This is a genomic window from Methylibium sp. (assembly GCF_035762065.1).
In the GTDB taxonomy this organism is placed as follows: Bacteria; Pseudomonadota; Gammaproteobacteria; order Burkholderiales; family Burkholderiaceae_C; genus Methylibium.
Window position 1 is genome coordinate 289,895 of sequence record NZ_DASTPW010000002.1, and the last position, 8,564, is coordinate 298,458.

5 protein-coding genes, 1 tRNA gene and 1 other RNA gene are annotated in these 8,564 nt (G+C 72.3%); 4 read left to right on the plus strand and 3 right to left on the minus strand.

Annotation, left to right across the window (positions count from 1 at the left end):
• Positions 1-97: 97 nt before the first annotated feature.
• Positions 98-979 (plus strand): LysR family transcriptional regulator, encoded by an 882-nt coding sequence (locus VFR90_RS01580; protein ID WP_326404182.1) that lies wholly within the window; start codon positions 98-100, stop codon positions 977-979.
• A 229-nt stretch (positions 980-1,208) separates the two neighbouring features.
• Here VFR90_RS01580 and VFR90_RS01585 read toward each other — a convergent pair.
• Positions 1,209-1,284: transfer RNA gene (locus VFR90_RS01585), tRNA-Ala, on the minus strand.
• A 54-nt stretch (positions 1,285-1,338) separates the two neighbouring features.
• A complete protein-coding gene (locus VFR90_RS01590; RefSeq protein WP_326404183.1) occupies positions 1,339-2,208 on the minus strand; it encodes an NAD(P)-dependent oxidoreductase in 870 nt (289 codons plus the stop codon).
• 173 nt (positions 2,209-2,381) lie between these two features.
• Between VFR90_RS01590 and VFR90_RS01595 the strand changes: the two genes are divergently transcribed.
• From VFR90_RS01595 to ffs, 3 genes are all read left to right on the plus strand, one after another.
• Positions 2,382-4,130, plus strand: a complete 1,749-nt coding sequence (locus VFR90_RS01595) for a serine/threonine protein kinase (protein ID WP_326404184.1) — start codon at positions 2,382-2,384, stop codon at positions 4,128-4,130.
• A 4-nt stretch (positions 4,131-4,134) separates the two neighbouring features.
• Complete coding sequence (locus VFR90_RS01600) at positions 4,135-6,630, plus strand: protein kinase domain-containing protein (protein ID WP_326404186.1); 2,496 nt, start codon at positions 4,135-4,137, stop codon at positions 6,628-6,630.
• Between the two features lie 34 nt (positions 6,631-6,664).
• Positions 6,665-6,762, plus strand: an RNA gene (gene ffs / locus VFR90_RS01605) — signal recognition particle sRNA small type.
• 9 nt (positions 6,763-6,771) lie between these two features.
• On the opposite strand, the gene VFR90_RS01610 is transcribed toward ffs, so the two are convergent.
• Positions 6,772-8,564 (minus strand): putative bifunctional diguanylate cyclase/phosphodiesterase (locus VFR90_RS01610; protein ID WP_326404187.1); only part of this gene is annotated, 1,793 nt, incomplete at its 5' end.

Genomic DNA, 8,564 nt, shown 5'->3' on the forward strand with positions numbered 1-8,564 from the left:
GCGCGTAACGGGCCTCGCGGTGACGTGGAAGCGCATGCTATTCATGCGCCGATCGTTAGTCATCGCCCAGAATCGAAGATCGCTCATGCATCGGCGTATGGATCGACCTGACTGGAATCAGCTAAAGGCTTTCCTGGAAACGGCTGAAACCGGCTCGCTCTCGGCCGCAGCGCGCAAGCTGGGCCTGACCCAGCCGACGCTCAGCCGGCAAGTCGCCGCCATCGAGAAGCAGCTCGGGGTCATGTTGTTCGAGCGTGTCGGAAAGGCCATGGTGCTCACCGGCACCGGATTGGCATTGCTTGAACACGCGCGGACGATGGGAGCGGCGGCCGAAGACCTGCGCATGGCTGCAACGGGCCAATCGCAGGCTGTGGACGGTGTGGTGTGCATCTCCGCCACCGAGACGGTGGCAGCGTACTTGCTGCCGAAGGTGCTGCACCGTGTGCGCGAGCTGGCGCCGACCATCGTCATCGACCTTGTCACCTCGGACGCATTGAGCGATCTGCGGCGACGCGAAGCCGACATCGCGGTGCGGCACCTCAGGCCGGATCAGCCCGATCTCATCGGACGCTGGTTGCGCGACGCGACAGCGAGCTTCTACGCCTCCAGGACGTGGGTCGAGCGGCACGGGCATCCCCGCACCGCCGAGGACGCCGCTCGGCACTTTTTCGTCGGTATCGACCGGTCAGGTCGCTACCTGGAGTTCTTGCGCCAGCACGGCTTGCCGCTGCAGGCCGCGAACTTCGCCTGCTATGCCGAGAACACCCTGTCGAACTGGTCGCTTGTGCGCAGCGGGCTCGGCATCGGGCCCATGATGGACGAGATCGCGTGCGGGATGCCCGACATGGTGCGTGTGCTCGACGATGTGCCGACGGTGCAATTCCCGATCTGGCTCGTCACGCATCGCGAGCTCCGCACGGCACGGCGCATCCGCATGGTGTTCGACATGCTGGCCGAAGGGCTGGCCGATCGCGGCTGAACGAAGCGGCTCGTTCAAACGGCCCTGCCGGCGTCCGAGCTCGCATGACCGCAAAGCCAGAAACCCGTCCGGTCTGGCTAGCGATGCCTGAAGATGCACGCAAGGTTCGACCGACTCGGCCGCGGCCGCACAGCGCTGTCGCCCGCTGCATGACCAGGAGGCGCTGATGCAGCGCACGCCCGAAAAAGAAAAAGGCCTTGGCGTGGACCAAGGCCTTCTTCGTTGTCGGTGGTGGAGAGGAGGAGGATCGAACTCCCGACCTTCGCATTGCGAACGCGACGCTCTCCCAGCTGAGCTACCCCCCCACGCGAGGCGCGAGTGTAGCCGAGGCCCGCGGTTGTCAGGTGCCGCGCGGCGATTCAGCGCATGCCGTTGCGCCGGGCGAGTTCGAGCCACAGGCCCGAGTGATCGGCGTCGGGCCAGCCGTGCTCGGCGGTGCTGGCGTAGAGCTGCTCGAAGAGGGTCGTGATTGGCGCCTCGAAGCCCGTTTCGGCGCCGGTCGCGAGCGCGTTGCGCAGGTCCTTCAGCTGCACGGTGACCGCCGCGCGCTTGGCGAAGTCGCGCTCGACCATCCGCCGGCCATGCACTTCGAGGATGCGGCTGTCGGCGAAGCCGCCCCGCAGCGCTTCGCGCACCTTGGCCGGGTCGGCGCCGCCGCGCTCGGCGAGCAGCAGCGCTTCGGCCACCGCGCCGATCGTGATGCCGACGATCATCTGGTTGGCGAGCTTCGCCAGCTGGCCGGCGCCGTGCGAGCCGACGTGCGTGGCGCGGCCGAGCGGCGCGAAGACGGGCGCGGCGTACGCGAAGTCCTCGGCCGTGCCGCCGACCATGATCGCCAGCGTGCCGGCCTCGGCGCCGACGGTGCCGCCCGAGACCGGCGCGTCGAGCGATCGCACCCCGCGCGCGGCAAGCCGCTCGGCGTGGTCCCGTGACTGCGCCGGGCGGATCGAGCTCATGTCGATCAGCAACGTGCCCGGCCTCGCGACCTGCGCAGCGCCCTGCACGAACAGCAGCTCGTGCACCGCCTCGCCGTGCTCGAGCATCGTGATTGCCACATCGGCTTCGGCCAGCGCCGCCTCGGCACTCGGGGCGATACGCGCGCCGCAGTCGGCCAGTGCCTCGGCCTTCGCGCGGGTGCGGTTCCACACGGTGGGGGCGAGCCCGGCGGCGGCGAGCCGGCGGGTCATCGGCGCACCCATCAGGCCGGTGCCGAGCAGCGCGATCTTCATGCGGACTCCATCACGTTCGTCGGGGACGAAGCCAGTTTAGGCAGCGCCGCGCCTGCCGATGACCGGTCGTTCGCGGTGGAAAAGCGCCGCCGTCGCCTTGCAGTTCCGCGCATGGCAGGTGCGCGCCGAGCCGTCCAATGACACCAAGATCCGCCGCAGGACCGTCCCGCACCATGCCGCCCGCTTCCCCGCCTGCCCCTGCCGCCGCAACGGCCGCCACGCGCCGCCTCGGCCGCTTCGCGTTGGGCCGGCTGGTCGCGCGCAGCTCACGCACGATGTGGTGGCAGGCGCAGGACAGCACGAGCGGCGTCGAACACTGGCTCGCCTTGCCGCGAGCGCAGCCGACCGACGCGAAGGCGCTGGCCGACTGGGCGCGCGATGGACGCCACCTCGCGCGCCTCGATCACCCGCAGCTCGTCGCCGGCGTGCAGGCCGGCACCGAGGCGGGCTGGCCCTGCATCGCCGCGCCGGTGGTGGCCGGCGAGACGCTCGAAGGCTGGCTCGCGAGCAACCCGGCGCCGCCGCCCGAACAGGCGGCGCGCTGGCTCTGCGATCTGCTGCAAGGCCTCGCCTACGTCCATGAAGCCGGGCTTGCGCACGGCGACATCGCCGCCTCCAGCGTGCTGATCGACGCGCAAGGCCGCGCGCTGCTGATGCCGGGCGGCGTCGGCCTTGTCGCTCCCGCCGGCCATGGCGCAAAGACCGATGTGGCGACCGCCGATGCGCTGAAGCAGCAACGCGATGCCAGCGCGCGCGACCTGCTCGCCTGCGGCCTGCTGCTGCACCGCCTGCTGGCGGGTGCGAACGCGCTCGACGAAGCCGATGCGCCGACCGCCGTCGAGCGCGCCGACCGCGAGATCGTCCGCCTGGGCTGGACCACGCCGCAGCCGGTGCCCGAGCCGCTGCGCGCGATCGCGAACCGCGCCACCGAGCGCGATCCGCAACGCCGCTACCTTGGCGCGCGCAGCCTGCAGCGCGCGCTGCAGGGCTGGCTCGACGCGCAGGACGGCGGCGGCGGTACCCTCGCGCTGGTGCTCGACCGCTTGCAGACGGTCGGCCACCTGCCGGCGCTGCCGGGGCTCGCCGGGCGCGTCGCCGAGCTGGCGGCGGTCGAGCAGCAGCGCCTCGCCGAACTGGCCGAGGTGGTGCTGCAGGACCCGGCGCTGGCCTTCGAGATGCTGCGGCAGGTGAGGGTGGCCCAGTACGCGGCCAACAGCGACGGCGGCGTCACCACGGTGCGCCGCGCGATCGCGCTGGTCGGCGTGCAGGGCCTGCGCCAGACGGCGACCGGCCTGCGCGCCTGGCCGGGCGCGCTCGAAGCCGCGGCACCACGCTCGACGACCACGGCCTTCGCCCGCGCGATGCGCGAGGCCCTGCGCTCCGCGCACGCCGCGCGGCGCCTGTGCCCGGCCGACATGGACGGCGAATGCGTCTACCTGATCGCGCTGCTGCAGCACCTGGGCCCGCTGCTCGCCGGCTACCACCTGCCCGAGGAGTCGGCGCAACTGCGCCTGCTGACCGACCCCGAGCCGCCGACCAAGCCGATGAGCGAAGCAGCGGCGGCCTTCGCGGTGATGGGCGTCGATCTCGAATCGATCGGCATCGCAGTCGCGCGCCACTGGGGGCTCGACGAGAGCCTGCTGGGCGCCATGCGCCGCGTCTCCACCGCGGCCCCGGTGCGCGCCCCCGACGATCGCAACGACATGCGGCGCGTGCTGGCGAGCGCGGCGGTCGAGGGCGTCGCGGCGCTGTCCTCGCTGGAAGCGCGCAACGGCCACGCGGCGGCGGCCCTCGCGAAAGTGCAGCTGCGCTACGCGCGCGCGCTGACGCTGGCGCCGAACGAGCTGGCCGATGCGGTGCATGCGGCGGTGCAGGCGGTCGGCGATCCGGCCGAGGCCGCCGAGCCGGTGCTGGCGGCGTGAATCGATGACCGCCGCCGCCGCGAGTGCCGAGCGCATCGGCCGCTTCGAGCTGCTGCGCGTGCTGGGCCGCGGCTCGCAGAGCACCGTGTGGCTCGCGCGCGACCCGCGGCTCGGCCGCGAGGTCGCGCTCAAGTGCTTCACCACCGACGACGCGGCCGCCGGGCTCGGCGACTGGCTCAGCGAGGCCCGCGCGGTCGCGGTGCTGAACCACCCGCACATCGTCCCGGTGTTCGAGGCCGACGTGCACGGTGAAGGCGCCCGTGCGCAGCCGTATGTCGTCTTCGAATACATCGCCGGCGCCTCGCTCGACGTGCACCTGAAGCAGCACGGCGCGTGCAACGCGCGTGCCGCGGTCGAGCGCCTGCTGGGCGTGTGCGAGGCGCTCGCGCAGGCGCATGCGGCCGGTCTCGTGCATCGCGACCTGAAGCCGTCGAACCTGCTCATCGACGCGGCCGGCCAGGCGCGCGTCACCGACTTCGGCATCGCGGTGAAGAGCGGCGTCGCCGCGCTCGCCGCCGGCTCGCCGCGCTACGCGGCACCGGAGACGATCCGCGGCGAGCCGCCGACGCCGCGCGTCGACGTGTTCGCGCTGGGCCTGCTGATCTGCGAGCTGCTGCTCGGCCGCGCGCTGGTCGCCGACAAGGACGTGCCGGCGATCCTCAAGCGCATCGCGCAGTCCGATCTCGCCTTGCCGGCACAGACCGCGCACCCGGTCGACGACGGCCTGCGCGCGATCGTTCAGCGCGCGTTGTCGCGCGACGCCGCCAAGCGCTATGCGGATGCCGGCGAGCTGGCCGCGGCGCTGCGCGCCTGGCTGCTTCCGGCCAAGGCCTCGAACGACGACGCGGACGCGGTGGCGGCCGGCAAGTCGCCCGGCTCGTCGGCGGCGCTCGACTTCCTGCTGCGCCGCATGCGCCACAAGGGCGACTTCCCGGCGCTGTCCGATTCGGTGGCGAGCATCCAGCGCATCGCGGCGAGCGAGCACGAGAACCTGTCGGCACTGTCCGACCAGATCCTGCGCGACGTGGCGCTCACCCACAAGCTGCTGCGCCTCGTCAACACCGCGCACTACAAACGCACCGGCGGGGGCGTGAGCACCGTGTCGCGCGCGATCGCGCTGATGGGCTTCGCGGGCGTGCGCAACCTGGCCTTGTCGCTGGTGCTGGTTGAGCACATGAACGACAAGGCGCATGCGCAGCAGATCAAGCAGGAATTCATGCGCGCCCTGCTGGCCGGCACGCTCGCCGAGGAGCTGTGTCCCGGCGCGCTGGCGCGCGGCGGCGGCCTGGAGGAGGCTTTCCTCGGCGCGATGTTCCAGAACCTCGGCCGGCTGCTCACCGAGTTCTACTTCCCCGACGAGGCCGAGCAGGTGCGCAAGCTCGTGCATCCGGCGGCGGGCACTGCGCGCAGCACGCCGCGCCAGCCGGTGCCGGAGGCCGCCGCTTCGGCTTCGGTGCTCGGCTCGAGCTATGAGGAGCTGGGCCTGGGCGTCGCCAAGAGCTGGGGCCTGCCCGACAACCTGCAGCGCTGCATGCGCGCGGCCGGCACGCTGCCGGGCCAGCCGCCGGCGGCGCTGCCCGAGCGGCTGCGCTGGCTCGCGGTCGCGGCCAACGACGTCGCGGATCGACTGCTGCATCACGAGAGCAACGACGCCGAGCGCCAGGTCGCCGAGGCGGCCGAGCGCTATGCGCGCGTCGTCGGCATTGGCGAGCGCGAGATGGTCGCCGCGGTGGCTCGCTCGCGCGACCGGCTCAGCGATCTCGCGCGTGGCCTGGAGATCAAGCTCGCGAGCGGCTCGCCGGCCGAGCGGCTCCTCGCGCCGCGCGAGGCCGCGGCGCCGAACGCGACGCCGGCCGCCGCCGCGGCGGTCGGTGTGAGCACGCTGTCGAAGTTGGAGATCGGCCCGAGCGACTACACCGAAAAGCTCAGCCTGGCCGACACGCCCGGCGCGGACCGCGAACCGGCCGAGGACCCGGCCGCGGTGCTTGCCGCCGGCATCCAGGACATCACCAACAGCATGGTCGAGGAAGTCAAGCTCGGCGAGCTGCTGCGCATGATCCTCGAGACGATGTACCGCGCGCTCGGCTTTCGCCGCGTGCTGTTCTGCCTGCGCGAGCCCAGGAGCGGCGAGCTGATCGGCCGCTTCATGCTCGGCGACGGCGACGAGACCCTGCGCTCGGCCTTCCGCATCTCCACGCGGCCGCTGCCGGGCGCGGCGCCGGATCTGCTGAGCGCGGTCTGCATCAAGGGCACCGACCTGATGGTCGCTGACACCGCGGCCAACAAGCTGCGCGAGCGGCTGCCGGCCTGGTACCGCGACAAGGTCGACGCCCCGACCTTCCTGCTGCTGCCGCTGATGGCGAAGGCCGCGCCGGTCGGATTGATCTACGCCGACAAGGCGCAGGCCGGGTCGATCCAGCTCGGCGAGAAAGAGCTGTCGCTGCTGCGCACGCTGCGCAACCAGGCGGTGATGGCCTTCCGCCAAGCCGGGGGTGGCTGAAGCCCGCCATCGAGCGTCCACTAAACTCCGCCGCGACGGGCCTCCCCGCATGGGGGCGCGGCCAACCGGGTCAGGTCGGGAACGAAGCAGCCCTAACCGTTTGCTCTCAGTGACGGGATCAGGCTCGTCACCTTCACCCGCTCAATGCAGCTCGGCCGGCTGCGTCTCGCCGAACAGCGAGGGCCGGAAGGCCAGGGCGCTCGGCCCCTCGTCCGTCATCGCCCACACGCCGAGCGCCTGCGCCGGCATCGGCTTGCCGAACAGGAAGCCTTGCAGCTGGTCGCAGCCGAGCGCGCGCAAGATGCGCTGCTGGCCTTCCGTCTCGACGCCTTCGGCCACCACCTTCAGCCCGAGCGCCTGCGCGAGTTTGACCACCGCATCGACCACCGCGCGCGCATCGGCGCTCGTCTCCAGGTCGAGCACGAAGCTGCGGTCGATCTTCAGCTCCTCGGCCGGCAGCTTGCGCAGGTAGGCGAGGCTCGAATAGCCGGTGCCGAAGTCGTCGATCGACAAGCGCACACCGACGCGCGCCAGCTGCTCGAAGCAGCGCATCGTCTGCGCCGAGTCTTCCATCGCCAGGGACTCGGTGATTTCGCAGGTCAGCAGCTGCGCGTTGATGCGATGCACGTCGAGCGCCCGGGCGATGCACTGCGCGAGATCCGGCTGGCGCAGCTGGTGGACCGAGAGGTTGATCGCCACCCGCATGCGCAGGCCTTCGTCGCGCCAGGCGCGGATCTGCCGGCAGGCTTCGTCGATCAGCCAGTCGCCGAGCGCCGTGATCAGCCCGTGCCGCTCGGCCAGCGGGATGAAGGTGCCGGGGCTCACCATGCCGCGCTTCGGGTGGTTCCAGCGCATCAGCGCTTCGCAGCCGGTGACGGCGCCGCTGGCCGCGTCGATCTTCGGCTGGTAATGCAGCTCGAGCTGGCGCGCGCCGACCGCCTGCCGCAGATCCTGCAGCAGCTCGAGCTGCTCGCGCGTGCCCGACAGCATGCGCGGATGGAAGAAGCCGGCCGCGCCGCCGCCGGCCTTCTTGACCGCCTGCGCGGCGGTCTCGCCTTGCACCAGCATCAGCGTGTGCGCGCCGTGCTGCGGGTAGCTGACCAGGCCGATCGAGCACGACAGCGTGATCGCCGGCCCGCCGTCGATCGCCGTCGGCTGCGAAACGGCGGCCAGCACGCGCTGGGCGTAGCCGGCGAGTCGCTCGCGGTCGCACTCGCCGGGCCACAGCAGCGCGAACTCGTCGCCGCCGACGCGTGCCAGTTCTTGCCCCGTGCCGCGCAGCGCGACGAGCCGGCGCGCGACTTCCTTCAGCAGCGCGTCGCCCACCGCGCGGCCGAAGGATTCGTTGATCGGCTTGAGCCCGTCGAGCGCGACGTAGAGCAGCGTCATCGTGCCGCGATCGGCGTCGGCCTCGCCGGCCGCGTCGGCGAGCCGGCGCTCGAAGGCGGCGAAGTTCGCGAGGCCGGTCAGCGCGTCGGTGCTCGCGCTGGCCTCCATCGCCAGCACCGCGCGGCGCAGTGCGCGCTGCATCCGGCGTTCGAACAGCGTGAAGGCCGTCATCACCACGATCAGCGTGCCGCTGCCGCCGACCGCGAGCAGCGCCAGCGCATGACCGTTCGAGTCGGCCGCGGGCAGCGTCCGCGCGGCCAGCGGCGCCGCCAGCACCGCGCAGCGGTGGCCGAGCGCGATGCCGGCGCCGAGCAGCAGCGGTGACGCGAGGCGCCCGACGCGTCGACCGTCCGCCACGGTCACCGCGTCGAGCGGGCGGCACAGCGCACCGGCCAGCGTGATCGCCGCGACGCCGGCGGCGACCCACAGTGGCTGCCAGCGCGACACGTGCGCCGTCTGGAGATCGGCGATGCACAGCAGCGCCGAGCCGACGCCGCCGAGCGCGAGCAGCAGCGCCGCGAGCGCGCCGTGCGCGCCGCGCACCG

What these genes read in the sequence shown, in the direction of transcription:
- VFR90_RS01595 (WP_326404184.1), top strand. Translation starts at nt 2,382, where the DNA reads ATGCCGCCCGCTTCCCCGCCTGCCCCTGCCGCCGCAACGGCCGCCACG.
- VFR90_RS01600 (WP_326404186.1), top strand. Translation starts at nt 4,135, where the DNA reads ATGACCGCCGCCGCCGCGAGTGCCGAGCGCATCGGCCGCTTCGAGCTG.
- VFR90_RS01590 (WP_326404183.1), bottom strand. Translation starts at nt 2,208, where the DNA reads ATGAAGATCGCGCTGCTCGGCACCGGCCTGATGGGTGCGCCGATGACC.
- VFR90_RS01580 (WP_326404182.1), top strand. Translation starts at nt 98, where the DNA reads ATGGATCGACCTGACTGGAATCAGCTAAAGGCTTTCCTGGAAACGGCT.